This window comes from Hyphomonas neptunium ATCC 15444, assembly GCF_000013025.1.
GTDB classification, from domain to species: domain Bacteria; phylum Pseudomonadota; class Alphaproteobacteria; order Caulobacterales; family Hyphomonadaceae; genus Hyphomonas; species Hyphomonas neptunia.
Genome location: NC_008358.1, coordinates 1,862,924 through 1,888,919 on the forward strand (window position 1 = coordinate 1,862,924; position 25,996 = coordinate 1,888,919).

Here is a 25,996-nt window from a genome sequence, read left to right on the forward strand (position 1 = left end):
GCTTCGGAGAAACAGCACCGGCCCGGAGGAGTGGCAGAGTGGTTTAATGCGGCGGTCTTGAAAACCGTTGAGCCTTCGCGGGCTCCGGGGGTTCGAATCCCTCCTCCTCCGCCATTTTTTATCGGTTCAGAGAAGTACTCAATATTATCGAGACTTCGAAACGCAATTCGTCCTGAACCGGAAGCTGACTTTCTCGGCTTCGAAGATGTTGCAATTTTGGTTTAGGAGATCACGAGACACTTTTTATAATGTATCACCCGCTACTTTTTGTCTTCTGGTGGCATCAATAGAATTGCCGTCGCACAAATTGCTCCGATAAGTAAACAAAGTAAAAACAATTGCCATGGCTCAAACGGACTGTTGCTGGTCCCACGGTCCCAACAGACAAATTGATCTGGGCAAAAAAATTTAAGTTTGGCACGCATAAAAGCTGTAGCGGATGTAACTAAAAACAACACAAGCCAGAGTTTGATTTTCCATCGCATACTGTTCTCATTGTCGGGTATTTTACGCCTTCAGGCTTTTCTCATTGAGCGCCGTAACAAGGCAACCGATAAGCGAGAAACTGCGCTATCAATGTCTGATGCTGGCTATCCTCGCCCTTCGGCCGTTATTCCAATCCTCCTGGTCTGCTAATTATGGAGACGGGTTCGTATGTGTTTGGAAGTTCCGCCAGCAGCCCTACCCGCTAAACAGGCATACACCCGAGTTGATCGACTGACGGTCCTATGACGGCATTGTTCTTCATCACGCATCCGGAAGTCATCGTCGACCCGGCCATACCCGTCGGCCGCTGGCGCCTTAGCCCTGCCGGCATCGCGCGCATGCAGGTATTTTCCGCTTCGCAGACGATGGCGAATGTCAGGACAATCTGGGCCAGCAGCGAGACCAAGGCGATCGAGGCGGCTGAAATCCTGGGGCGCCAGATCCGCGCGCCCGTGAACATCCATGCCGGTCTGGGCGAAAATGACCGCCAGTCGACCGGCTTCCTGCCACCGGCAGAGTTTGAACAGGTCGCCGACGCCTTCTTTGCGCAACCGGAACACAGCATTCGTGGCTGGGAGCGAGCCCTGGACGCGCAGTCGCGCATCCTGAAGGCCTTCAAATCCATCACCGAAAACCCTCACGCCGGAGACATGGCGATCGTCTCACATGGCGCAGTCGGCACACTCCTTTTCTGCGCGCTCACCGGTCAGCCAATCAGCCGCCATTTTGACCAGCCCTTCCAGGGCCATTACTGGCGTGCGCCATTTCCAGACCTGAAACCCGAGACCGGGTGGGAGCCAATCGCTTGCCGTTGATCCGGGAACCAAACGTGCTCGTTTTGCCGCCTTCAAATCAGGCAGCTCCAGGCGAGTGACACCCCAGAATTCGCATCATGGTAGAATTCTCCAGCCATATCAAAGAAACCCGTCCGGTAACCTTAGTTTCAGGTTGAGTCGGTCTGCAAATGCCCTCTAAGACTATGCGCGGGGCGGACATTGATTCCGCTGCATTTCGGCCAGAAGGGCGGGAAATTTTGTTGGATTTGATACGGAAAGCCGTAGAGGCGCCGCGCGCGCGCGCCTGGATTTCGATCCCCGAATCCGGCATTCCAGAACTCGTTTCCGTTGGCGCTCAGCCCTCTGGCAATGCCTCTGCCGCGGCCCTTCCTCCTGTCTATCCAGAGTGGTTGGGTGACCGTGCTTTCGCTGCCGAACACGGCGCCCGTTTCAACTATGTTGCTGGCGAAATGGCCCGTGGAATTGCAACGCCTAAAATGGTTATCGAAGCGGCCCGCGCCGGCTGTGTCGGCTTCTATGGAAGCGCCGGCCTGCCCCTCGCCGAGATCAAATCAGGCGTAGAGGAAATCAAGGCCGCCCTTGGCCCCGAAGCCCGAAACTGGGGCGCCAATCTCATCCACTCGCCGCAAGAGCCCGGCCAGGAAAAAGCGGTAATCGACCTCTTCCTGTCCCAGGCCGTCTCAAGAGTGTCAGCGTCCGCCTTCATGCGCCTCACCGCAGATGTCGTGCGCTATACAGCGCTCGGGCTCACCCGCGCCGCAGACGGCACCATCCAGCGCGCCAACCACATCTTCGCCAAAGTCTCCCGCGCCGAAGTCGCCGAAGCCTTCATGGCGCCTGCCCCTGAAAAGATCCTGAAAGATCTCGTCGCAGAAGGTGCGATCACCGCGCAGCAGGCAGACCTAGCCAGCAAGGTGCCCGTTGCAGCCGAAATCACCGCCGAATCGGACTCCGGCGGCCACACGGACAATCGGCCCGCCTCCACCCTCTTCAGCTCCCTCGCCGCCGCACGCTCTCGGGTCGCCGCCCACAATGGCCACCCGGAAAGCAGCATCCGCATCGGCCTCGCCGGCGGCATCGCCACGCCGCAATCGGTCGCCGCCGCCTTCCAGATGGGCGCTGCCTATGTCCTGACCGGCTCCATCAATCAAAGCGCCATCGAATCCGGCCTTGCCGCGCCGGGCCGCGCGCTGCTGGCGAAGGCAGGCCCGGCAGATGTCGCCATGACGCCAGCCGCCGACATGTTCGAACAAGGCGTGCAGGTACAAGTGCTCAAACGCGGCACGCTCTTCGCCATGCGCGGCAAGAAGTTCCACGCCTTCTATCGCAGCGGCGCCTCTTATGAGACCCTGCCCCCAACGGATCAGAAGTGGATCGACGATGTGCTCGGAGAGCCGTTCGAGGCTGCCTGGCAGGCAACGCGCGGATACACTCAGAAGGTCCATCCTGCCGAAGCCGCCCGCGCCGACAAAGACGGCAACAAACGCCTGGCCCTGGTTGCCCGCCGCTATCTGTTCATGGGCGCTCAATGGGCCCGCGAAGGTCATCCGGGCCGCGCAGCCGACTACCAGATCTGGTGCGGCCCCGCGATGGGCGCGTTCAATGAATGGGTCGCCGGCAGCTTCCTGGAGCCTGTCGAAGCCCGCACCGTTCGCCAGATCGCGCTGAACCTCATGGAAGGCGCCGCGCGCGTCACACGGGCAGGCCAGCTGCGATCCATGGGTTTAACGGTGCCCGCCGACCTGTTCTCCTTCCGGCCTGTCGCCTTCGAGTGAAATGATGACCCAGCACCGCAAGCCCGCCACCTTTGATCCTGCCGCGCCGATAGCGGTTGTCGGCATGGGCGCCATCTTCCCCGGCCGCGGCGACACCACCGGCTTCTGGCGCGACATCTTCGAAGGCCGCGACCTGCTCAGCGATACGCCGGAAACACACTGGTTGATCGACGACTATTACGATCCGAGCCCCCTCACCCCGGACCGCACCTACGGCCGTCGCGGCGGCTTCCTCTCCCCCGTCGCCTTTGATCCCATGGCCTTCGGCATCCCTCCCGCCGCGCTCCAGACCACCGACTCCGCTCAACTCCTCGCCCTCGTCGCCGCCAAGATGACGCTAGACGACGCCGAGCGCGACAGCGGCGGAAAGTTTGATCGTACCCGCACCAGCGTCATCTTGGGCGTCGCCTCCGCCACAGAGCTAACAGCGCACATGGCCGGCCGCCTCCAGCGCCCGGCCTGGGTCAACGCCCTGCGCCAATCGGGCCTGCCCGAAAACGAAGTTCAGGACATCGCCCGCCGCATCGAGAGCCACTACGCCGAATGGAAGGAAAGCACCTTCCCCGGCCTCCTCGGCAACGTCGTCGCGGGCCGCATCGCCAACCGGCTGGACCTCGGCGGCAGCAATTACGTCACCGATGCTGCCTGCGCCTCCAGCCTCTCAGCGCTCCAGATCGCCCTGCACGAACTGCGCGCGGGCGACTCCGACATGGTCCTGACCGGGGGCGTCGACGCACTGAACGACATCCTGATGTTCATGTGCTTCTCGAAGACACCGGCCCTCTCGCCCACAGGCGACTGCCGCCCGTTTTCAAATGCCGCTGACGGCACCATGCTCGGCGAAGGCATCGGCATGATCGCCCTGCGCCGCCTCGATGAAGCCGAGCGCGATGGCAACACCATCCACGCCGTCATTCGCGGCCTCGGCGGAGGCTCGGACGGCAAGGGCACCGCCATCTACACACCCCTCCCCTCCGGCCAGGCCCGCGCGCTCCGCCGCGCCTATGAACAGGCCGGCTACGGACCTGACGCGGTAGACCTCCTCGAAGCCCACGGCACCGGCACCAAAGCGGGCGACCGCGCCGAGATCGAAGGCCTGCATCAGGTCTTCGGCGAGAAGGCGTCGGAAGAAGGCCCCTGGTGCGCCGTAGGCTCCGTCAAATCCCAGATCGGCCACACCAAAGCCGCCGCAGGCTCTGCCAGCCTCCTCAAAGCGGTGGAATCCCTGCGCCGCAAAATCCTTCCGCCCACGATCAAGATCGAGGAGCCCGCCGACGCCATCCGCGACAGCGCCTGCTTCTACGTCAACACCGAAGCCCGCCCCTGGATCAGCGCAGAAGACCGCCCCCGCCGCGCTGCCGTCAGCTCCTTTGGCTTCGGCGGCAGCAACTTCCACGTCACGCTGGAAGAATACACCGGCCCCGCCGCCGCCAAACCGCCCCGCGTCTTCCCGGCCGAACTCTTCCTCTACAGCGCCAGCGATGCCGCCGCCCTCGCCGAACAACTCAGCACAGCCGCAGACACCCCGCTCACTGAAGACGCCTTCGCCGCCGCATCTGAAATCACCCTCAAACGCTTCGCCGCGAACGCAACCGTTCGCGCCGCAATCACCGCCACCAGCCCGGATGATCTCGCTGCAAAGGCCCAGCGCCTTGCCGCTCAGATCACCGATGGCTCCGCCGGCGTCGCGCCCCTCCCGCAAGGCTGCAGTCTCTCCCTTCATCCCGCCACCCCCGGCAAGATCGCCTTCCTCTTCTCCGGCCAGGGCAGTCAGTATACTGGCATGGGCTCAGATCTGGCGATGGCCTTCCCCGCCGCCCGCGCCGTCTGGGACAGCGCCGCAAGCCACGCCATCACCGGCGCGCTGAAGCTCCATCGCCTCGCCTTCCCGCCTGCGGCCTTCGATCAGGTCGAGTTCGGCAACCAGACCAAACGCCTCACCGCGATGGAGAACGCCCAACCCGCCATCGCCGCCGTCGCCCTCTCGCATCTTGCCCTCATCGAGGCCCTCGGCCTTGAGGCAGATATGGCCGGCGGCCATTCCTTCGGCGAGATCATGGCCCTCCACCATGGCGGCGCTTTCGACACTGAATCCGCACTCACCATCGCCGCTGCGCGCGGCCGCGCCATGGCCGACGCCGCCGCCTCCAACGAAGGGGCGATGCTCGCCGTTCAATGCGAAGCAGAGGCCATCCGCGCGCTGGTCGATCAGGTCAGCGGCCGCCTCGTCATCGCAAATGATAACGGCCCCAGCCAGGTTGTCCTCTCCGGCCCGGTCAGCGCGATCCAGAAGGCCGAAGACCTGATCGCCCAGCGCGGCATCAAAGCCCGCCGCCTTCCGGTCGCCACCGCCTTCCATTCCAGCGTCGTCAGCCCCGCCGTTGATCCGTTCCGGGATATTCTCACCGGCCTGAAGATCAAGAAGCCCCGCCTCCCGGTTTACGCCAACGCCACCGCCGCGCCCTATAAGGCAAAGGCCGCCGACATGGCGGGCGAAATTGCGGGCCAGGTCGCCACCCCCGTCCGCTTCCGCGAGGAAGTCGAAGCCATGTACGCCTCCGGCGCGCGCCTCTTCATCGAGATCGGTCCCGGCAATGTCGTCAGCGGCCTCGTCGCCGACACCCTGGGCAGCCGGGACTATCTTGCCGTCTCTCTCGATAACAAGCGCACAAATGGCGTGACCCAGTTCCTCTCCGCGCTAGGCACGCTCAGCGTCGCCGGTATCGCGCTGGACTTCACCGCCCTGCTGGCTGGCACGCCGCCGCCCATCCCTAAGCCTGCCCCGTCTCGCCACGCCGTGATGCTGACCGGCGCCAATCACGACCGCCCCTACCCCCCCAAAGACGGCGCTGCAGGACGCGCGCCGCCTAATCCACCACGCACTCACGCTGCGCCCCCGCCTACGCCTCAACCTTCTCCCGCCTCCCAGCCTATTGCCGCCGTTTCTCCAGAAAGGATCTCGACGCCCATGCCTGATCTGCCCCGCACGAATGATCCTTCGCCCGCTCAGCCCACAGAACAAACCGCCTACGTCGCCCCCTCCGGCGCCGTCGAACGCATCTGGCATGAAGTCTCCCAGCGCCATCAGGATTACCTGCAGGTCACCGCTGCGGCCCATACGGCGTACCTGAACGCGGCGGCTTCGCTCCTCGGCGGCGCAACCCTTCCGCCCGCTCAAACATCGTCGCCCCCACCCGCCTTACTACCCCCGCCCCCACGTCCTGTTGCTGCGCCAGCGCCCACACCTTCGCCTACCGCGCAAGCTGTTCCCACGCAGGCTCCCGCCACACGCGCGGAAGTTAATATCGCGCCCGCCCCGCCAGCCAGTAAGCCCTACACAAACGGCCACGCCGCCCCGCATACCGCTGCGCCCGCAACGCCCCCAGCAGGCCTCGACCCCATAGCGCTCGTCCGCTCAATCATCTCGGAGAAAACCGGCTACCCGGAAGATATGCTCGAAATCGACATGGACCTAGAAGGCGAGCTCGGCGTCGACTCCATCAAGCAGGTCGAAATCCTCTCCACTTTGCGAGACCGCGTTCCAGAGCTTCCGGAAATCGATCCTGAAAAACTGGTCGAGCTGCGCACAATCGCGGCCATTGCCGCCATGCTCGGCAACACGCCCGCTCCGGCCCTAACGCCAGTCGCGCCGGCAGCCCAGCCGTCTCAAACTCCGGCGCCCTCCCCCGCTTCGGCAAGCGGCGTCTCGTCAGACATCGTCCGGGCCCTGATCGCCGAGAAAACCGGCTATCCGACAGATATGCTTGAGGATGACATGGACCTCGAAGGCGAACTCGGCGTCGACTCCATCAAACAGGTCGAAATCCTCTCCGCCCTGCGGGATCGTTACCCCTCCCTGCCGGAAGTTGATCCCGAGCAGATCACCGAGCTGCGTACCATCCGGAAGATCGCCGATTTTTTTGCCTGAGGGATGGTGGGCAGGCCCACACCGCCCCCCGTCCCGCTCCGCCTGAGATAGCAGTTCCGGCATACGGATGTGACGTGCGCGCCGCACGCTGGGAAGCCGCATTCCCAGCGGCCCCGCAGTCCGTGCGTTTGCCGGTTGAGATAACGAACGCCGAACCCGCATCGGCAGAAGCTCTACAGGCGGGCCTCGCAGCAGCAGGCATCGAAGCCACGCTGGTTCAATCGCCGAGCGGCGCAGCGGGCACGGTCCTGTTCACCGAAGGCCTGACAGACGCGGCAATGACCGCCCGCCACTGGGCCGCGCTCGATGCAACGCGCAAAGCGCACTGTCAGGACGCTGCCCTTATACTCCTTCAACGTATGTCCGCCGATACCGGCCTCGAAGGCCTCGCCCGCACGCTGCGCCGCGAATGGCCAGACACCTCCGCCCTCTGTTGGACGCTGCTGGACAATGTATCCGGCGACATGCTTGCCCCGTGGCTAGCCCAGCCTGCCGAAGATCTCTGGATTTCATCTGATGGCACCGCCCGCCGTGCCACGCTTGGTTCCCTGCTGACCCCAACACCCTTGCCTGCCACTCAAGCCGGTCTTTGGCTCGTCACCGGCGGCGCGCGCGGCGTCACCGCCGCCTGCGCGGTTGAACTCGCGCGCCAGTCCGGCGGCACATTCATTCTCGCCGGCCGCTCCGCCGAAACACCATGGCCAGAAGGCATTCCGGAAACCACCGACCTCAAAATCCTCCGGGGTCTGATGGCGAGCGCAGCTGTCAAACGGGGCGAAAAACCCTCTCCCGCCGCAATCGATAAAGCGGCCCGCGCCGCCATCGCGGGCCTCGAAATTCGCTCTACACTGGCGCAGATCAACGCCACAGGCGCGGACGCCCACTACCTTCCGATGGATACGTCCGACGCCGCCTCCGTCACCGCCGCGCTCTCCACCATCCAACAGCGTTTTGGCCCCATCACCGGCCTCGTCCACGGTGCCGGCGTCTTGGCAGACCGGCTTGTCGAGGAAAAAACCGAGGCTGAACTGCGCCGCGTCTTCGCCACCAAAGCAGAAGGCCTCTTCCACATCCTCTCAAACATAGACCGCGCCGCGCTCCGCCATGTGGGTCTCTTCTCCTCTGCCTCCGCCTTCTTCGGCAATCGCGGCCAGTCAGACTACGCCATGGCCAACGCCATCCTCGCCAATGCCGGCCGCGCCCTCCATGCAGAACTCCCAGGCGCTCAGGTCAAAGTGTTCGACTGGGGCCCCTGGGAAGGCGGCATGGTCGACGCCACCCTCGCCAGCCACTTCAAGGAACAAGGCGTGCCGCTCATCCCGCTCAGCGAAGGCGCCCGCATATTCGCCCACGAACTTCTCGCCGGTGATCCCTCCGACGTCGAACTGATCGTCGGCACTGTCTGGAGCGACGCATGAGCCGGTTTGAACCCATCGCCATCGTCGGTGAAGGCTGTGTCCTGCCCGGCGCAAACTCGCCCGATGCCCTCTGGAATATCGTGGATCAGAAGCGCGTCGTCACGCAGCGTGTCACCCCGGCCCATCTTGGCCTCGCCGATCGCGGCGCAAACAATCCCGCCTGGGTGTCCGGCCTGATTGACGAGACACCTTCCGATGAGCGCGCCCGCCTCGACCCCGTCTGCCGCTGGCCCCTCACCGCCGTCCTCGACGCTTGGTCTGGCGCCACCACCGATCACATCGCCCCAGAACGCCGCGCCGTCATCCTCGCCAACCTTCTCTACCCCAGCCGCGCCAAAGCCACCTACGCCGCCGACATCTGGCGCGATGGCCACACGGGCCGTCCCCTCACAGACACCCTAAATTCCGGCTTCCCAGCCAAACACATCGCAGACGCCATCGGCGCCACCGGCCCCGTCCTAGCGCTCGACGCCGCCTGCGCCTCTTCGCTCTACGCCCTGGAAATCGCCTGCCGCAAACTCGCCGCCGGCCAGATCGACATTGCCGCCGTCGCCGCCGTCAACGCCGCCGACAATCTCATCCTCCATATCGGCTTCAGCGCCCTCAAAGCCTTGAGCCCCACCGGCCGCTCGCGCCCCTTCATCGAAGGCGCAGACGGCCTCGTGCCCTCCGAAGGCGCCGCCGCCGTAATCCTCAAACGCCTCAGCGATGTGAAGAAAGGCGAGACCGTTCACGGCGTCATCCGCGGCATCGGCCTCTCCAATGACGGCCGCCGCAAAGGCCTCCTCGCGCCCGACGCCACCGGCCAGTCAGAATCCATGCGCCGCGCCTATGCCCAGGCTGACATTGATCCGACCACGATCCAATTCCTGGAATGCCACGCCACGGGAACCTCCGTCGGCGACAGCGTCGAGATCGCCGCCTCCAGCACCGTCTTCGGCGCCCGTCGCCTCCCCATCGGCTCCCTGAAAGCCAATACTGGCCACCTGATCACCGTCGCAGGCCTCGCCAGCGTCCTGAAGCTCACCGCCGCCCTGCGCCGCGAAACCCTCCCAGCCATGCCCCTCGACGGCGCCCTCCTTCCCACGCTCAACAGCAACGGTCTCACCCCTCTCTCCACCCCCGAACCCTGGACACGCGAAGACGCCCCCCGCCGCGCCGCGATCAGCAATTTCGGCTTCGGCGGCAACAACGCCCACCTCATCCTGGAACAACACGATCCCCGCACAAAATACGTCACCGGCGCCCGCCTGAAAGATATCCCCCCTGACGATATCGTCATCTGCGGCATCGGCCTCCTTGCCGGGCCGGATCGGGGTGAACGCGCCGTCCTCCGCCGCCTGATGAACGCCCCGCTCCAGAGCGCGCCCGCCGCCCAGACCGTCAGCGCCGACCCCATCCGCGCCCGCACGCCCCCCGCCGATCTCCTCCGCGCCGAGCCCCAACAACTCGCCATCTTCGAGACCGCCACTATGGCCCTCGAAGGCATCACGCGCCCATCGCCCGAAACCTGCGGCGTCTTCACCGGCACAGGCTGCGCCAATGACAGCGCCCGCTGGCTCCTCCGGGAACGGATCGCCTCTGAAGGCATTTCTTCGCCAGAAACCCTCAACGCCATCGCCCCGCCGCTCGTCGCCGCCGACGTCCTCGGCGCCATGGCCAACATGACCGCTAACCGCCTCACTGTTTCCGAAGATTTCCGCGGCAGGGGCTTTGCCATCTCCGCCGAGGAAGCCTCCGGCCTCGCTGCCCTCGACGCCGCCTGCGACGCCCTGCGCCAGGGCGAGCTGGACCTCGCCATCGTCGCCGCCGCAGACTTCGCCACTGAAACGGTCACCGCCTCGCATACCCCCGCGCCGTCCGCCGACATAGCCGCCGCCCTCGTCCTCAAACGCCGCAAGGATGCAGAAGCCGCCGGCGATCCCATCCTCGGCACCGTCAGCGCCATCGACTGGGGCGCCCCCGCTGCAACCGGCGAGAGCCTGACGCAATCCGCCTACGGCAATGCTCCCATCGCCGCCCCTCTCTTCGATCTTGCCACGCGCCTCGCTCTCGCGGCGCGCGGCGTCGCCCCTGCAGCAGACAAGTCCATTGCCGCCCCTTACCTCGCAGACCCCATTCCCGCCTTCACCGCCGCCGCGCCCACCACCGCAACCTTGCCCGGCATCGCAGCGACCATCGCGCCTGCGACCGTCCGTCCGTCACCGGACATGCTCCGCCCTACGCCCCATCTCTTCTGGGCCGCCGCCGCCAGCCGCGCCGCCCTCGCCAAAAAACTGACCACTGGAAAGACGGGCGGCAGCGACAAGCATCGCATCGCCGTTCTCGCGCCGGGCGAAGAAACCCTCCTTGTACAGCAAAAATCCGCCGCCACCGCGCTCGCCGCAAACACCGCCCCAGAGGGCGAAGGCATCTTCTATGGCGCCGGCGCTCCAGATGGCGAACTCGCCTTCGCCTTCACAGGCTCCGCCGCCTCCTACCCCCGCATGGGCCGAGGCCTCCTCGCCGCCTTCCCAGAAGTCGCCGCCGGTCTCGGCAGCATCCCCGCCGCGCAGGCCATGACGCCCCTGCTGGCCAAAGCGAGCCTCACAGAATTCGAACAACTCTGCGCCGTCAGCCTGCTGACACAGGCCCACACCATCCTCCTGCGCGACGTGCTCGGCCTCTCGCCCACCGCCGCCCTCGGCCTCTCGCTCGGCGAAAGCAACGCCCTCTTCGCCTTCGGTTACTGGAAGGATATGGGCGGGCTGCTGGACGATATTTCGGGCGCCGCTATGTATGAGCGCCATCTCGGCGGAGACTTCGAAACCGCCAAGGAAGCCTGGGGCCCGAACGTCCCCACAGACTGGTCAAACTGGCGCCTGCGCGCGCCCATCGCAGATGTCCGCAAGGCCGTGGCCGCCCATCCCAATGTCGAAATCACCATCATCTATTCGGACATTGACTCGATGATTGGCGGGCCAGCGGATGCCTGCCGCTCCGTCGCTGACTCCTTGGGCAAGGGCGCTGGCGCGCTGATGCACCAGCACCTGATCGTCCATGCCAGCGCCATGGCGCCCTTCGCGGAAAAATGGCGGCAGCTCCACACCCGCCCGGTTTCCCGCATCGAAAACGGCCCTCGCCTTTACGCCAATGCCATCAACGCCGCCTACAAGCCCACCAAGGCCAAAGTCGCCGACATGCTCACCCGGCAGGCCGTCACTACCGTCGATTTCCCTGCCACCGTTCGTCAGGCTTGGGAAGATGGTGTACGGACCTTCGTAGAGGTCGGACCCCGCGACTCCCTTACCCAGAGCATCCGCCTCACCCTGAAGGACAAACCCCACCTCGCCATCGCCACAGACGAGATCGAAAGCGGAGACCTCGCCCAGATTGCCCGTCTCGCCGCTACGCTCTTTGCCGCTGGCCACTCCATCCGTATAGACACGGTCGCCGCCCGGCTTGATGCCGCGCGCGCGCACCCCTGGGCCGCGCCCAAACCCGCCACCGTCACCCGCCCGGCAAAATACGAAACCCCCATTGTACCCGCGCGCAACCAGCCGCCCGCGCCGCGCGGCGCCGTCATGTCCCCCGCCCCGACACTGCCCCCGCCTGTCTACGCGCGCATGACGCCCGCCTCTCCGCCCACAGCGCCGGTCGCTTTCCCGCCTCCGCCGAAGCGTCAGACAGCAACAGCCTCTACCCCACCTCAAAGCGCCGTTCCCCCTCCCTCCGGCGTCGTCTCCGCTCGCCAACCGCTCGCCAAGCGCGCCCCCACGGGCAAAGCCTGGGATCGCCCCGCCATCGAGGCTGCCTCGCGCGGCCCCATGTCCGCCTTCTTCGGAGACGCTTTCGCCGAACAGGACCAATACGCCCGAAATGTCCGCCTCCCTGCCCCGCCGCTTCTGCTGGTAGACCGCGTCACGGGCCTCGACGCTGCCCCGCTGGTCGATGGAAAAGGCGTCATCTGGACCGAGACCGACCTCACCGGAGATCACTGGATGATGCAGAAAGGCCGCATCCGCCCTGGCCCGCTGATCGAATGCGGTCAGGCAGATCTCACCCTCATCGGCTGGATGGGCGCAGACCTGCAAAACAGGGATGAGCGGGTCTACCGCCTCCTCGGCTGCGAAATCACCTTCCATGAAGGCGGCCTGCCGGAGGCCGGCGACACGCTGAAATTCCAGATAGAGATCACCCAGCACGCCACGTTCGGCGGCGTGCGCATGTTCTTCTTCCAGTATGACTGCGAGACCGTCGGCCGCCGCGCCTTCTCCGTCCGCCAAGGGCAGGCAGGCTTTTTCACGGATGCCGAACTCGCCTCGGGCAAAGGCGTCGCCTGGGACGCCGCTAGCGAAGCGCCGCCCACGGCAGACCCCGCCCCCATCAACACCGCCCGCGCCAGCCGCAAACCAGCCTTCTCTGCCGATGATGTCGCCGCCTTCCGCCTGGGCGACGCCTTCGCCTGTTTCGGCGCAGGCTTTGAGCTTTGCGCCGCGCATTCCTTCCCCGCCCACCTTCCCGGCGGCAAGCTTGCTTTCTTCGACGAGGTCTCCGAGTTTGACCCCGTCGGCGGCCCGTGGAAACGCGGCTATCTCAAAGCCCGTGCTAGCGCGCCGAAGGACGCCTGGTTCTACGAAGGCCACTTCCACAACGATCCCTGTATGCCCGGCACATTAATGGCCGAAGCCGCCGTGCAGGCGCTGGAATTTTACGCCGCCGCCCTTGGCCTGACACAGGAACGCGACGGCTATGTCTTCGAGCCCGTTCCCGGCGAAACCGCCAAATTCATCTGCCGCGGTCAGGTCATTCCGGATACGGATCACGAGATCACCTACGAAGTCTTCATCGACGAAGTGATCGAGGGCGAAACGCCGAAAGTCTTCGCCGCCCTTCTGGCGCGCAGTGATGGCAAGAAGGTTTTCTACTGCCCCCGCTTCGGCGTTCAGCTCCGCCGCCAGTGGGCAGAGCCGCGCGTCTCGCCTGCCCCCATCCGCACCGGCCCGGAACACGAAAGCCGGGGCGATTATGCCGCCCTTCTGGACTGCGCCAATGGCGCGCCCTCCTCCGCCTTCGGAGAAATGTACCAGCGCTTCGACACCGAAGGCAAAGTCCCCCGCTTGCCCCAGCCGCCCTATCACATGATGTCCCGCGTGGTGGCCGCCACAGACCGTCCCGGCGTGCGCCGCGCCGGCGCCACCATCTCGGCCGAATACGACATCCCGCCCGACGCCTGGTATTTCGTAGACAACCGGAACGGCGAGATGCCCTTCTCGGTCCTCTCTGAAATCGCGCTCCAACCCTGTGGCTGGCTCGCCAGCCATTGCGGCTTTGCGCTGGATGGCGGCGACCGCTTCCGCAACCTCGAAGGTGATGGCCGCGTCTACCGAGCCCTTGGTCCGCGCGACGGCACGATCTGCGTCGACACCACGCTCTCCTCCTTCTCCAAGGTCGGCCCGATGACCATCGTGGCATTCGATCTGAAAGGACGCCTCAAATCCGGCGAGCCGGTCATCGACCTCTCGACCCGCTTTGGCTTCTTCCCCGCCCAGGCCCTTGTCCGCCAGGCTGGTCTTGGCGCGGGTCAGTTGGACAAGTCTTGGCTAGAACTTCCGGGCAGCGACCACGACCTAACCCCCCGCGATCCCCGCCTCGCCGCCGGCCAGCTCCGCATGCTCGACCGCGTGGACTATTTCGACCCCGAAGGCGGCAAAGCCAGCCTCGGCCTCGCCCGCGCCAGACAGGTCATCGACCCCTACGCCTGGTATTTCAAAGCCCACTTCTTCGGCGATCCTGTCCAGCCTGGCTCCCTCGGCCTTGATGCCATGGTCCAGCTCCTCACCCGCGCCAGCCTCCTCAAAGGCCTCGCGGCGGAAAACGCCCATATCGAAACCCTCGCCGCCGACATGCCGGTGAAGTGGTCCTATCGCGGCCAGGTCACGCCGGAGAAGAAGCAGGTCACCACCGTTATGGAGATCATCGAAGTATCCGGAGACACCCGCCGCCGCATCGTGACCGGCCGGGGCTCGCTCTGGTGCGATGGTCTGCGCATCTATGAGGCCAGCCCCATCTCCGTCGCCTTTACTTCAGACGGGTAACCGCCCGCCCGGCAGCCTGTGGAATTCCTGTCCTGCTTTGTCCCGCTTTGTCCTGATATGTCCGGAACGTGTCGCACGCTGTCCCGGAAACGGTGCCTGTCTGTCACCACATTGACCCGGTTTGACCGGCATTCGCGGGCAGCAATTCCTGATGGCGCGCTGCGTTTGAAGCTCCGGCCACGGCATAATCAAGCGCCCGCTATCCGCATCTCATCTGTCGTGCCACCCGGCCGCCCGAGCGCCCCAATCCCCCACACCACAGCCATCTTATCCAACAGCCTCCAAACGGCGGTATTCTTGGTGTCCCGATACCCCCAAAAGCGCCCCTTCCAGATCAAACAAGGAGATCCAAACCCGGCAGTGTTTTTTCCGCGCTTTCTGTTCGTCCGCAAATATTCTGCCGGCCGTGAAAACTCGCAGAACTGAGTCTGTGGCCTGCAATACTCTCAAATCACGAATGTGCCGGTGAATATTCTCCCGGCAGGCGAAGGAGTCATGCGCTCAACTTTCCGCCAGTGGGCAGCCTTGTTTCCACTCGGCTGAAAAGTAATACACGCCCCGCCTGCCCAGAACAGCTGTCCGGCAATCCAGAAGGTTCAGGCGCTTACGAAAAACTGCATTATTACAATGCATTAATAACGCCCAATCCCGCGCGCGCGGTTTCCCGATTATTAATGCCTTGTATTGCCGCCCCAGCAGTATTGTGGCTTTACTTCCTGTAGTGTCAGGGCGGGGTGAGGTGTCTTCCCCTCGCCCCGATCAGGGCCACCAGAGGCGGAAGCATGTCGCTCGACTCCAGTCAGTCGGATCAACAAAAAATGGTGTCGGTACGGCGTTTTCGCCGCGCCGATGGCGCGGTCATGCCCTTCCTGCCCTACGGCCTCATCCCGGTTGCCGGCCTGGCCGCCCTGCTTCTGTTTGGCTGGTTTGTGCTCGCGTTCACCACCATTCAGGGCTCCGCCCGCGCCGCGTCCGAGCGTGCCTTGGCTGAAGCCGGTGAAAGCTGGGCCAGGGTCCGCGCGTCCGGCCAGTGGATCACGATTGAGGGCACGCCGCCCACACCAGAGGCAGGAGAACGCGCCCTCGCCGTTGTAAAGACGGCCGCAACGTCCACCTGGCTCGGCAAGGCCAGGCCTGTCACGCGCGTCAGGGCCGGTTTCGCCACAACAGCACCCGCGCAGGCCAACTCCATCAAGGCCAGCACCACCTCGCCCCCCGATCCGGAATTCCTGTTCCGTCTGACGGCTGGAACCCTGTCGCTCAATGGCAATATCCCCACACAATCCCTGAAAACAGATCTCGAGGATCTGGCCGAAAGCCGGAAATCTCCTGACCACCTGATTGATGTGATCAACGCACTCAACGTTACGGGCGGCGCATTGCCCAACGGGTTCGAAGCTGTCGCTCAGCGCGGCATAGACACGCTGTCAGAGTGCGTATCTGGCACTGCCAGCTTCAGCGATCTTACCTTCAATCTGCGCTGCCAGGCAGATGATACAAAGGTTGAAAGCATTCGCGCTTCCGCCAATGCAGGGTTGCCGCTCGGCGTGTTCGGCACCATAGAAATCCTGCCGATTCAAGCGGTAGCGAGTTGTGAAGAAGAACTCTCGCGCCTGCTCGAGGCGGCACGCATCGAATTCGCGCCCGGCAGCGTCATCCTCAACGTCGCCAGCGGCCCGGTCCTCGATCTCGCCGCGCGGGCCGCAAGTGATTGCCCCGGAACCCTTCGTGTTGAGGGGCACACGGACGACACCGGAAACCCCGGCTACAACGACCAGCTTAGCCTGCGCCGGGCCGAAGCCGTCCGCGCCGCGATGATTGAGCGCGGCGTTCCGCCCGACCGTCTCGTCGCTGCCGGATATGGCCAGAACAATCCGGTTAGCAGCAATGAAACCGAAGACGGGCGTGCCCGAAACCGCCGGATCGAAATCCGAATTATCAGGCCAGGCGAATGAGCCCCCTGATCACCCCTAGCGCGCCTGCCGGCGGAGATTGACCATGTGGTTCCTGCTTATTCAGATATTCTTCTTCATGTGCGTCTCTGCGGCGCTCGGCGCAGCGCTCGCCTGGTGGTGGCTGCGCCGCCGCTTCATCGATGTAACGGAAACGCATGCCGACCTTACGCGCCAGGTCGAAACCGCAATCGCCGATGGCCGCGCCCTCAAGAAGGAAGATATTGATGCCAGCCTGACAACGGCGTTCGCCGCCTATCAGCCTCCCCAGCCGGATTTCCTGCCCTTGCTGGAGCGCCTGGAGCTGCTTGAAAAACAACTTGCAATGCCTGATCCGGATATGGGCTCTTTGAAGGATCGCATTGGCGCAATCGAGCAGGCCGTCTCGACAACGTCTGCATCCATCGCCTCCCTGCGCAGCATCCACCTGGCCGCCATTTCAAGTAATATCAAAGACGTAGCCGACCGTGTGGACGGCATCAAAATGCCCGACGTGGAGAGCATCCATCAACGCGTCGCGTCGCTCGCAGACACCGTCGCGTCCAACCGGCCAGACCTGACGCCGCTGCAAGACAGGCTCGCCGCGCTGGAAACCCAAATCTCCAACTTCAAAATTCCCGAAGTCGATCTCGGCCCGGTTCACAGCGGCCTCGCCCGGCTGGACCTCAGCCTCTCAGAGCTGCAACCCCCTGAAATCGACCTCCGCCCGATCGAAACCCGCCTTTCCAAACTCGAGGAGCTTCTCGACGCTCTGGATCACAAGGACTCCTTCGCTCTGCTGGCAGGAGACGTTGCCACAGTCTCGGCAGAACTCGCCGCGATTTCTGGCGAAGTGGCCAACGTCTCCACCGGTCTCACCACCGTATCTACGGGCCTCACGCGAGTGTCCGAGGAAGTAGGCTCGGTCGGTGAAGCGGTCTCCCGCATAGAAATTCCGGAAAGCGCTGATCTGGACCCGATCCACAACCGGCTTGCCGAAATCGACGCCTCCCTGATGGACCGCTTTGCCCTGGTCCAGGAGCGCATTTCCGCGACTACGCCGCTGAACGATGCCCTCATCGCTACCTTGGCAGCCGTGGAAGCAGATCTCGATGTCGTTGCCTCGCGGCGCGGCCCTGATCTGGAACCCCTGTTCGCACAGCTGGCATCGCTGGACTCCTCCGTCGGAACCATCCGGAATGAGCTGCGCAGCCAGACCCGGCTCGAAACCATCGAACGCCGCCTGCTCACCATCCAGGAAGCGGTCAACAACCCGCCCTCCAACGAAGTCTCCCGCGAAGACCTGAGCGCGCTGGAAGACCGCCTGACATCCATCGAGTACGGCGTCACCGCTCTGCATCACATGCTCCGCGGCCGCGGCGACAACGGCCGCGCAGAGAGCGAAGCCCCACGCCCGCGCGCCGAAGCTGCCGGATATGAAGCCCGGACAAGCACCCGCACCACGCGCTCGCTCCCCACCGCCGAAATGCAGGCCGTCGCGAGCCGCCGCGCAGAAGCCATCGCCGAAGCCCGCAAGCCGGATGATGAGGCTAACCTGCTGACACACGCCGCATTCGGCGAAGGGGATGACCTCGCCCAGATTGTCGGTGTCGGGCCGATCCTGACAGAGCTGCTGCACGATGTCGGCGTGTTCTACTTCTGGCAAATCGCCGAATGGAGCGATGAAGACGTTGCCTATGTCGACGAAAAACTGCTGCATTTCAAAGGCCGCATCGAGCGTGACGATTGGGTCGGCCAATCCAGAGTCCTCGCAGACATGCCCGGCGCAGCGCCCCGGCCAGAGCTGGCCTGAACTGCCCTTGCGGAATGGGTTGGCGAGGCATGTCGCAACCGCCTAGTCTGCCGCAAAACTGGGTGCCCCATGGCCACCCGCCACCGGGAGATACCTGAATGCTCGAAGGCATACGCGTCGTCGAATACGCAACCTACATGGCCGCGCCTGGCGCTGGCTGCATCCTGCGCGACTGGGGCGCCGATGTCGTCAAGATCGAACCTCCAGGCGGTGACCCGATCCGCCTTTTCTTCCGCACCATCGGCACAGATTATCCTGACAATCCCGTCTTCGATTTCGACAATCGCGGCAAACAGTCGATCATCATCGACACCAGCAAGCCCGAAGGCCAGGCGCTGATCCGCGAACTGGTGAAAGACGCAGACGTTTTCCTGACCAATGTCCGCCCCGGCGGGCTTGCGCGGTCAGGCCTCGACTACGACTCCCTCAAGGAACTCAATCCCAAGCTCGTCTATTGCTCGCTCTCCGGCTATGGCCTTGAAGGCCCCGACGCTGATCGCCCAGGCTTTGACATCGCAAGCTTCTGGAGCCGCACCGGCGTCGCCAACCTGACCATCCCGAAAGGCGGCGAGCCGTTTCCGCTGCGCACCGCCTTCGGCGACCACACGACCTCTATCGCTGCGGCTGCGGGCATTTGCGCTGCCCTCGTGGAAGCTCAGCGCACCGGAAAAGGTCGTCTCGTGGAAGCGTCGCTGTTCCGCACTGGCCTCTACGCCATGGGGTCCGATCTCGCGATCCAGCTGTTCTTCGGCCGCGTCGCCTCCACCAAGGGCCGGCATGAGCAGAACGTTCCGATCTCCAACTTTTACCAGAGCAAGGACGACAAGTGGTTCTGCATCGTTTCCCGCCAGGGCGAGACAGACTGGGCACCGCTTTGCCGGGTCATCAACAAGCCTGAATTGGCAACAGATCCCCGTTTCAACAATGCCAAGGGCCGCCGTGCGAACAATGCCGAAGTAGTGAACATCCTCGACGCAGGTTTCGGCGCCTACGACATGGAAGAGCTGGCAAAACGCCTCGACGCGGAATCCATCGCCTGGGCCCCGGTCCAGACACTGGCCGAAGTCGCAAAAGACCCGCAGGCGCATGCCGCAGGCGCGATCGTCCAGACGCCCAGCTCCAAAGGCGATGGCACAACCTATGCCTCCCCCGCCTCGCCGGTCCGTTTTCCCGGCGCCGATGATGGCCCCAAAGGCCCCTCCCCTGCGCCCGGCGAGCATACACGCGACGTCCTGGCCGCCCTGGGTCGCAACGCGGCCGACATTGACGCCCTTTACCAGTCCGGCGTGGTATTCTGACAAAATGAAAGGGCGTGAGAAATACTCACGCCCTTTCGTCTTAATGACGCCGGTGCCGAGACCTTACTTGCCTTTGAAAACGGGCGTCCGCTTCTCAAGAATTGCGTTGACGCCTTCGACATGATCCTCGGTCTCATGCATCAGCGCCTGCGACGCCGCCGAAAGTTCCATGATCGTATCATAGGAGGCGTTCGTTCCGTGGCGCATTAGCGTCTTGGCGAGCCTGAGTGCCTGCGGCGGCTGGCCGGCAATCTTCTCCGCCATCGCCATTGCCTCATCCATCAGCTTGTCAGCGGGGACCACCTTGCTGACAAGCCCCCATTCGGCCGCCGTCTTCGCGTCGATCACGTCCCCGGTGAACAAGAGTTCGGCGGCGCGCGAGGAGCCGATCAACCGCGGCAACAGCCAGGCGCCGCCATCGCCGGGGATCAGACCAAGCTTTAGGAACGTAACCCCCATCTTTGCCGTCTCGGACGCAATGCGGATGTCGGCCATGCACGCTACATCGCAGCCAAGGCCAATGGCCGGGCCATTGATGGCTGAGATGAGCGGTGTTTCCATATTGTACAGGGAGCGGACGATCATGTGAATGTTGCGGCGATAGCCCTCACGAATGTCTGCCGGACTTCCACCGAAAGCGCCCGTCTTTTCCTTCATGGCCTTCACGTCGCCACCAGCGGAAAACGCCCGGCCAGCCCCCGTCAGAATGGCGCAGCGGATCTGTGGATCAGCTGCAATCTCGGCGCACACGGCGGCCACTGCCGGACCGTCGCCTTCCTGCCCCAGCGCATTCATCATTTCCGGACGGTTCAGCGTCATCACGGCAATCGGGCCGCGCTTCTCTAGCAGCAGAATGGACATGGGCGTTTCCTTTGGAGTTGAGATGTTCAGGTGGCAGCAGCTTTCGCCGTGAACCGGCTGCCCGGCGGCGGCGGCGGTGCTGGCGGGCCAGCAAAGCATTGGGCTTTCGACATCCAGTCTGCGGCGACCGGACCGGTTACCTTGAGCGACGTGTCGGCAATGTTGCGCGTCTGCGTGACGACCTGGCAGAATTCCTCCGCCCGGCCCTCGATGCGCTCTGCGTCATTGGGAGTGCCGTGGGTCCATATCTCACCTGATGGGGCCGTCAGCACAAGATAAGGCATTTCACCCGGCGGCTTTTCCCGGCGCGTCGCATAGGTCCAGCCGAACGTGTTCACGCCCAGCATCACGATATTGCCAATTCGGTCTTCGTTCTTTCGGACGGCGCCCAGATGGTCATAGGCTTCCTGCCCATGCGCCCAGGTTTCCATGAGGCGCGCTGTGATAGACGAGCGTGCGCTCATGTCCGGCCCAGCCCATTTCAGACGCGCCTTTGGATCAGCGCCGGCGAAACGGTCTGCGGTTTCCTCAAACTGTTTCTCCCATTCAGCGACAAGCGCGAAGCCATCAAGGCCCGCCAGAACTTCACTTTCATAGGCGCGCATGGATTTACCGGCGGCAGCCATGGTTTTCAGGTGATGGACCAGCTCATCTTCATCAGCAAGCTGAAGATACGCCATGCGGTTCCAGAAATGCAGGTGCTGGAGAACGTCATGAATACCCCACCCCTTGAACTGTGTGGGTTCGCGATACCGGATCGGCGCAGTCTCGGAAATCAACTCGTGCAGGGCACGGCTCTCAGCGCGGAAGTCCTCAGCCTGCTGCATGGTTCAAAGCTCGCCCTTCAGATCTTTCATAACGCCCGAAAAATCCAGGCCATCGAAGCCGCGCTCCGAAAGATTCTGATATATACCCTCGGCCATTTCCCCCAGGCGAATGTCCGCGCCCGCCGCTTTTGCGGCGTCGGCTGCCAGATGCAGGTCTTTCAACATCATGGCGACCGCAAACCCCGGTTTGTAATCCCGATTGGCCGGGGACGTGGGCACCGGTCCTGGCGCCGGGCAATAACTCGTCATCGACCAGCATTGGCCGGACGACACCGATGAAATCCTGAAGAAGGTCTCCGCATCCAGCCCGAGCTTTTCAGCAAGATTGAACGCTTCACAGGTTCCGATCATCGAAATGCCAAGCAGCATATTGTTGGCGATCTTGGCGGCCTGGCCGTTTCCGGCGCCACCTGCATGGAAGATGTTCTTGCCCATCGCCTTCAGAATCGGCGCTGCCCTTTCGTAAGCCGCTGCTGTGCCGCCGGCCATGAATGTGAGCGTGCCAGCTTCAGCAGCTGCCACACCGCCGGATACCGGTGCATCCACCATCAGAAAGCCCGCCTGCTCCGCCTGCGAATGCGCTTCACGCGCATCTGTCACCGCAATGGTGGAGCAATCAATCAGCAACGTACCTTTTGCAGCATGTGCGCCAACACCATCAGGGCCAAAATATACGCCGAGAACATGCTTTCCAGCCGGTAGCATACTGACGATAACGTCTGCGTCTTTGACTGCGTCGGCGACAGACGCTGCGGCGCGCGCGCCTTTGGCCGCGGCTGCCGCCACCGCTTCTCCGTTCAGGTCAAAGGCGGCCACCGCATGTCCCGCCTTCACGAGGTTGGCGCACATGCCACCGCCCATGTTGCCGAGGCCGATGAAGGCGATCTTGGTCATCTTACTTGTCCTCAAACTTTGCAGGGCGCTTCTCACTGAATGCGCTCATGCCTTCTTTCTGGTCGGCAGTGCCAAACAGGCCCTGGAACAGGCGGCGTTCGAATTTCACCCCTTCCGTTGTCGGAAGTTCTAGCGCGCGGGCAACCATTTCCTTGGCCGCCATCAACGAAGGCACGGAGAATGCCGCGATCTCTTCTGCCGCCGCCAGTGCAACCTCCATCAACGTATCATGAGGCACAACGCGGGAAACAAGGCCGATCCGGTCGGCTTCAGTGCCGTCAATCATCCGCCCTGTGAGTACGAGATCCATAGCCTTGGCCTTGCCGACAGCTTTCGTCAGACGGATGGAGCCGCCCATACCCGGTGTCACGCCGAGCTTGATTTCGGGCTGACCGAACTTGGCTTTATCAGACGCAATGATCAGGTCACACATCATCGCGAGTTCGCATCCGCCGCCCAGCGCGAAGCCATTAACCGCAGCAATAACCGGCTTGCGCGAAGCCGCAAAACGGTCCCAGCCTGCGAAATAGTCTTCCACATACATGTCAGAGAAAGATTGCGGCTGCATTTCCTTGATGTCAGCGCCAGCGGCAAACGCCCGCCCGGCCCCGGTCAGGACGCTGACGGCAATGTCCTTGTTGCGATCAATCGCAGCGAAACAATCCACCACTTCCTGCATAACTTCAGCGTTCAGTGCATTGAGCGCGTCAGGGCGATTGAGGGTCACCAGGGCTACGCGGCCCTTCTGCTCAAACGTAATCGTCTTGTAATCGGTCATGTCGGTTTACCCCATAGTCGGAATGACGAACGCCTGGTCGCCGATGTCGCCCTCGGGCCAGCGCTGCGTGATTGTCTTGATCTTGGTCCAGAAGCGCACGCCTTCCGGCCCATGCTGGTTGGTGTCGCCGAAAGCAGACCGCTTCCAGCCTCCGAAGGTATGATACGCCACGGGCACCGGAATCGGGACATTCACGCCCACCATTCCGACATTTACCTGCGCTGCGAACTCGCGGGCGGCGCGGCCATTGGAGGTGAAGATAGCGCAGCCATTCCCATACTGATGGTTGGAGGGAAGCGCAGCAGCCTCTTCCAGCGTCTCGACGCGCATCACCTGCAACACCGGCCCGAAGATCTCTTCCTTGTAGGACTGCATGGACGCAGTGACATTGTCGAACAGGTTCGGACCGATGAAATATCCGCCCTCATTGCCCTGTAAGGTCAGCCCGCGGCCATCGAGCAGCAGGTTCGCGCCCTCATCAATGCCCATCTGGATGTAGTTCTCTACCTTCGCCTTGTGCGCCGCAGAGACGACGGGGCCATAATGGGCCTCGGCGTCGGTGGAGATGCCCACCTTCAGGCCGCGCGCCGCTTCAATCATGCGCTCCACAAACTCATCGCCGGTTTTCTTGCCAACGGTCACCGCGACAGGCAGTGCCATGCAGCGCTCGCCGGCAGAGCCATACGCCGCGCCGACAATATCCTTCACCGCCTGTTCCAGATTAGCGTCTGGCAGAATGATGCCGTGGTTCTTCGCCCCGCCCATCGCCTGCACGCGTTTGCCGTGCGCCGTGCCGGTCGAATAGACATATTGTGCGATATCGGACGAACCGACAAAGCTCACCGCTTTAATGTCGGGATGTGTCAGGATCGCGTCGACCGCTTCCTTGTCGCCATTGACGACATTGAGCACGCCTTTTGGCAGGCCCGCTTCCATCATCAGTTCTGCCAGGCGCATCGGCACCGACGGGTCTTTCTCCGACGGCTTCAGGATGAAGGTGTTGCCACAGGCAATCGCCACCGCCGACATCCAGCACGGGATCATTGCGGGGAAGTTAAACGGCGTAATGCCCGCGCACACGCCCAGCGGCTGGCGCATGGAATAGACATCAATGCCGGGCCCCGCCCCTTCGGTGTATTCACCCTTGAGAAGGTGGGGAATCCCGCAGGCAAACTCCACCACATCCAGCCCGCGCTGCACATCGCCTTTGGAGTCCGCAATCACCTTGCCATGCTCGGACGAGAGCATGTGCGCTAGCTCGTCCATATTCGCTTCAACAAGGCGTTTGAACTCGAACATAACGCGGGCCCGGCGCTGCGGGTTCATGCTCGCCCAGCCTGGCAGCGCCGCACTGGCAGCATCCACGGCTGCGCCCATTTCGGCCTTGGTTGCCAGCGCCACCTTGCCCTGAACCTTCCCCGTATTGGGATCGAAAATCTCCCCAAACCGACCGGACGTTCCAGCTACACTCTTGCCATCAATGAAATGATGCACCTCGCGCACGCGCGTTCCTCCTGGCTAGCAGCCTGTGCGGCGGTCGCAGTCTGTCCTGCGCGCCAACACGGCGTTTCTGATGGGTGCGGGCTTGCCGCATTTTCCAGCGTCTTGCAAGGAAGCGGAGGCCTGTCTGCTCCCCTCAAATCGCCACATCGCGACCTTTCCTCGAAGGAAAGGAGAGGTCGAAAGATCAGGAGGAGTGGTGCCGGCTGCAGGACTCGAACCCGCGACCCTCTGATTACAAATCAGATGCTCTACCAGCTGAGCTAAGCCGGCACTGTGGCCCGCGTTACCGGAAAGTTTTTCCCGGCGCAAGTCGCCAGGCTGCAGTGCTTGCATGGCCCCCGCTCAGCTGATTGACTGAGTTTCGGCCCCAGGGAAGCATAAGTATGAATGCACCGCCCGCTACCTCGCCAAATCGCGCCCTCATGCCGGACCTGCTCAGGGCATTTGCTCTCGTGGGTATCGCGGTGGTGAATGTCATCGGGTTTGCCCAGCCCCTCTCTTCCGGATTTTTCGGGTCAGGGCTCGAGTCTCCGGCAGATCGCTTGGCCTTCGGCGCCATGGCATCGCTGTTTCTGATGAAATCCTACCCCCTGTTCGCCATGATGTTCGGTGCCGGTCTCGCCTGGCAACTGGCATCCGCCCAGCGATCAGGCGCCGATGCGGGCGCGCGCTACTTCAGGCGCATGGCCGCGCTCATATTCATCGGCGTGCTCCACTTCGTATTCTTCTGGTATGGCGACATCCTCATCACCTACGGGCTGCTCGGTTGCCTGTTCTTTGTGATGCGGGGCGCTTCCGTGAAGACGCTGATTGGCACAGGTGCAGCCCTCATTGCGGCCAACACGGCAATTCTGCTCCTCTTCGCGGCCTTGATAAGCTCGGGCGAAACCCATGCCCCAGAGGCAATCGCCGAGGCGCGTGACCCTCAAAACGACGCCGAGCAGATCGAAATGCTCACCAATGGGGCATTTCTCGAGGTTGCCAGCTGGCGCCTGTCCCAGCTCCCCTTTTTCCTTCCGGCTGCCTTTCTCCAACAGGGCATCGCTGTTTTCGGTTATTTCTGTTTGGGCCTTGCCGCCGTTAAAGCCGGGGTAATTGACCAGCCGAAAGCCCGGATATGGGTTCTCTCGCGCTGGGTTTTCCTTCCCGCAGGTCTGGTGGGCAGCTTGTGGGGCGCCCGGCTCCTGCTGGATGCGGACGCAATGATCTCCGGTCAATTCATGCTTGGGAACGCAGTACTGATGGCGTTCTCGGCCTTTTCTGCGCTCGGCTATGCCGGCCTGATCGCCCTTTTCTCTACCGGCAAAGCAGGCCCCATACGCCGCTTCTTCGCCCGCGCGGGCTCGGCCTCCCTGTCGGCCTATCTGTTACAGTCGCTCATCCTTTCCCTGCTTTTTTCCGGCTATGGCGTTGGCCTGTTCGGCCAAACTTCCGCGACCCAGGCAATCCTCACGGCTGTCGGCGTAGGTCTCGCTTCTCTGGCGTTTGCGGGCACATGGCGCAGCTTTGCCGCCAGAGGCCCGATGGAGGCACTGTTGCGCAGGTTCACATATTGGGGCCGCGCCTAGAGCTTTCCTTTAGCGGTGAGGGCGTTAAAAGGCGCGTTCTCC

General features: G+C 63.3%; 15 protein-coding genes and 2 tRNA genes. 10 read left to right on the forward strand and 7 right to left on the reverse strand.

Features of this window, described 5'->3' with window-relative positions; genetic code table 11:
- Positions 1-24: 24 nt before the first annotated feature.
- Positions 25-114: transfer RNA gene (locus tag HNE_RS08970), tRNA-Ser, on the forward strand.
- A gap of 146 nt (positions 115-260) precedes the next feature.
- Here the strand turns inward: HNE_RS08970 and HNE_RS18945 are convergent.
- Entirely contained in the window at positions 261-485 is a 225-nt protein-coding gene (locus HNE_RS18945; protein ID WP_148205850.1) for a hypothetical protein, read from the reverse strand.
- A 243-nt stretch (positions 486-728) separates the two neighbouring features.
- Between HNE_RS18945 and HNE_RS08975 the strand changes: the two genes are divergently transcribed.
- The 8 genes from HNE_RS08975 (at position 729) to HNE_RS09010 (ending at position 19,523) form a co-directional block, all read left to right on the forward strand.
- On the forward strand, positions 729-1,301 hold the full coding sequence (locus HNE_RS08975; RefSeq protein WP_011646820.1) for a histidine phosphatase family protein: 573 nt from the start codon (positions 729-731) through the stop codon (positions 1,299-1,301).
- A 164-nt stretch (positions 1,302-1,465) separates the two neighbouring features.
- Positions 1,466-3,058, forward strand: a complete 1,593-nt coding sequence (locus HNE_RS08980; protein ID WP_035591184.1) for a PfaD family polyunsaturated fatty acid/polyketide biosynthesis protein — start codon at positions 1,466-1,468, stop codon at positions 3,056-3,058.
- A 1-nt stretch (position 3,059) separates the two neighbouring features.
- Entirely contained in the window at positions 3,060-6,986 is a 3,927-nt protein-coding gene (locus HNE_RS08985) for a type I polyketide synthase (protein WP_083759060.1), read from the forward strand.
- Positions 6,987-7,060: 74 nt separating this feature from the next.
- A complete protein-coding gene (locus tag HNE_RS17980; RefSeq protein ID WP_049755098.1) occupies positions 7,061-8,404 on the forward strand; it encodes an SDR family NAD(P)-dependent oxidoreductase in 1,344 nt (447 codons plus the stop codon).
- The gene (locus tag HNE_RS08995) at positions 8,401-14,481 is read left to right on the forward strand and encodes a beta-ketoacyl synthase N-terminal-like domain-containing protein (protein ID WP_011646822.1); all 6,081 of its coding nucleotides are present in this window, start codon (positions 8,401-8,403) and stop codon (positions 14,479-14,481) included. The genes HNE_RS17980 and HNE_RS08995 overlap by 4 nt, the downstream gene beginning before the upstream one ends.
- Before the next feature lie 782 nt (positions 14,482-15,263).
- Positions 15,264-16,436, forward strand: a complete 1,173-nt coding sequence (locus HNE_RS09000) for an OmpA family protein (protein WP_035591182.1) — start codon at positions 15,264-15,266, stop codon at positions 16,434-16,436.
- Between the two features lie 43 nt (positions 16,437-16,479).
- Entirely contained in the window at positions 16,480-18,225 is a 1,746-nt protein-coding gene (locus HNE_RS17985; protein ID WP_011646824.1) for a hypothetical protein, read from the forward strand.
- Between the two features lie 98 nt (positions 18,226-18,323).
- Positions 18,324-19,523: a CaiB/BaiF CoA transferase family protein gene (locus tag HNE_RS09010; protein ID WP_011646825.1), complete on the forward strand. Its 1,200-nt coding sequence runs from the start codon at positions 18,324-18,326 to the stop codon at positions 19,521-19,523.
- Between the two features lie 63 nt (positions 19,524-19,586).
- On the opposite strand, the gene HNE_RS09015 is transcribed toward HNE_RS09010, so the two are convergent.
- The 6 genes from HNE_RS09015 to HNE_RS09040 form a co-directional block, all read right to left on the reverse strand.
- On the reverse strand, positions 19,587-20,384 hold the full coding sequence (locus HNE_RS09015) for a crotonase/enoyl-CoA hydratase family protein (RefSeq protein ID WP_011646826.1): 798 nt from the start codon (positions 20,382-20,384) through the stop codon (positions 19,587-19,589).
- Positions 20,385-20,410: 26 nt separating this feature from the next.
- A complete protein-coding gene (locus HNE_RS09020; protein WP_011646827.1) occupies positions 20,411-21,211 on the reverse strand; it encodes a TIGR03084 family metal-binding protein in 801 nt (266 codons plus the stop codon).
- A gap of 3 nt (positions 21,212-21,214) precedes the next feature.
- Positions 21,215-22,105, reverse strand: coding sequence for a 3-hydroxyisobutyrate dehydrogenase (gene mmsB / locus HNE_RS09025; RefSeq protein WP_011646828.1), 891 nt, complete (start codon positions 22,103-22,105; stop codon positions 21,215-21,217).
- A gap of 1 nt (position 22,106) precedes the next feature.
- The gene (locus tag HNE_RS09030; RefSeq protein WP_011646829.1) at positions 22,107-22,883 is read right to left on the reverse strand and encodes an enoyl-CoA hydratase-related protein; all 777 of its coding nucleotides are present in this window, start codon (positions 22,881-22,883) and stop codon (positions 22,107-22,109) included.
- Between the two features lie 6 nt (positions 22,884-22,889).
- Positions 22,890-24,386, reverse strand: coding sequence for a CoA-acylating methylmalonate-semialdehyde dehydrogenase (locus tag HNE_RS09035; RefSeq protein WP_011646830.1), 1,497 nt, complete (start codon positions 24,384-24,386; stop codon positions 22,890-22,892).
- Positions 24,387-24,580: 194 nt separating this feature from the next.
- A tRNA-Thr gene (locus tag HNE_RS09040) sits at positions 24,581-24,656 on the reverse strand.
- 113 nt (positions 24,657-24,769) lie between these two features.
- Between HNE_RS09040 and HNE_RS09045 the strand changes: the two genes are divergently transcribed.
- Positions 24,770-25,954: a DUF418 domain-containing protein gene (locus tag HNE_RS09045; RefSeq protein WP_011646831.1), complete on the forward strand. Its 1,185-nt coding sequence runs from the start codon at positions 24,770-24,772 to the stop codon at positions 25,952-25,954.
- Positions 25,955-25,996 lie beyond the last annotated feature (42 nt).

Coding starts and splice junctions, on each gene's coding strand:
- HNE_RS18945 (WP_148205850.1), bottom strand. CDS start 485: ATGCGATGGAAAATCAAACTCTGGCTTGTGTTGTTTTTAGTTACATCC.
- HNE_RS08975 (WP_011646820.1), top strand. CDS start 729: ATGACGGCATTGTTCTTCATCACGCATCCGGAAGTCATCGTCGACCCG.
- HNE_RS08980 (WP_035591184.1), top strand. CDS start 1,466: ATGCGCGGGGCGGACATTGATTCCGCTGCATTTCGGCCAGAAGGGCGG.
- HNE_RS08985 (WP_083759060.1), top strand. CDS start 3,060: ATGATGACCCAGCACCGCAAGCCCGCCACCTTTGATCCTGCCGCGCCG.
- HNE_RS08995 (WP_011646822.1), top strand. CDS start 8,401: ATGAGCCGGTTTGAACCCATCGCCATCGTCGGTGAAGGCTGTGTCCTG.
- HNE_RS09000 (WP_035591182.1), top strand. CDS start 15,264: ATGTCGCTCGACTCCAGTCAGTCGGATCAACAAAAAATGGTGTCGGTA.
- HNE_RS17985 (WP_011646824.1), top strand. CDS start 16,480: ATGTGGTTCCTGCTTATTCAGATATTCTTCTTCATGTGCGTCTCTGCG.
- HNE_RS09010 (WP_011646825.1), top strand. CDS start 18,324: ATGCTCGAAGGCATACGCGTCGTCGAATACGCAACCTACATGGCCGCG.
- HNE_RS09015 (WP_011646826.1), bottom strand. CDS start 20,384: ATGTCCATTCTGCTGCTAGAGAAGCGCGGCCCGATTGCCGTGATGACG.
- HNE_RS09020 (WP_011646827.1), bottom strand. CDS start 21,211: ATGCAGCAGGCTGAGGACTTCCGCGCTGAGAGCCGTGCCCTGCACGAG.
- mmsB (WP_011646828.1), bottom strand. CDS start 22,105: ATGACCAAGATCGCCTTCATCGGCCTCGGCAACATGGGCGGTGGCATG.
- HNE_RS09030 (WP_011646829.1), bottom strand. CDS start 22,883: ATGACCGATTACAAGACGATTACGTTTGAGCAGAAGGGCCGCGTAGCC.
- HNE_RS09045 (WP_011646831.1), top strand. CDS start 24,770: ATGAATGCACCGCCCGCTACCTCGCCAAATCGCGCCCTCATGCCGGAC.